The sequence below is a fragment of the Gluconobacter sp. P1D12_c genome (assembly GCF_018812105.1).
In the GTDB taxonomy this organism is placed as follows: domain Bacteria; phylum Pseudomonadota; class Alphaproteobacteria; order Acetobacterales; family Acetobacteraceae; genus Gluconobacter; species Gluconobacter oxydans_A.
In genome coordinates this window covers 1-380 of the sequence record NZ_JACSIQ010000763.1, presented here as the reverse complement: position 1 = coordinate 380, position 380 = coordinate 1, and the positions used below count along the sequence as shown (strand labels likewise).

1 protein-coding gene is annotated in these 380 nt (G+C 35.3%); it reads left to right on the top strand.

What is annotated here, in order from left to right; translation table 11 throughout:
* The first annotated feature begins 80 nt into the window (after positions 1–80).
* Entirely contained in the window at positions 81–341 is a 261-nt protein-coding gene (locus tag KP705_RS19090) for a hypothetical protein (RefSeq protein WP_215764835.1), read from the top strand.
* The last annotated feature ends 39 nt before the right edge of the window (positions 342–380 follow it).

Genomic DNA, 380 nt, shown 5'->3' with positions numbered 1-380 from the left:
GGTAGTCGTGCTACACAAGAAGAACTTTCTACAATACCAAAGCCGGGATTTAATCTTGAAGTTATAGAAGGAGGAAAATTATGAAAACTAACGAACGATTCCATATTGCATGCCAAAATACATTTATAATTTCTCATTCAAACGACTTAGAAACTATGAAAATTTGGAAAAATCTTAAGGAATTACATGATGAAAATTTAGATGAATTTTTTGAATTTTCTATAGTGCGAGATAATGAAGTGCTTCTAGAGACACTTCGCCTTCCGAGTGATCCTTCACTCTACGAATGGTTTGTCGGTCAGCCAAATGTGCCATTACCGACAAAAAAAGAAGCTTTCTGAATATATCTGAAGAAGGGGTTTCCTTCTTCAGCTTACGAC

Coding starts and splice junctions, on each gene's coding strand:
- KP705_RS19090 (WP_215764835.1), top strand. CDS start 81: ATGAAAACTAACGAACGATTCCATATTGCATGCCAAAATACATTTATA.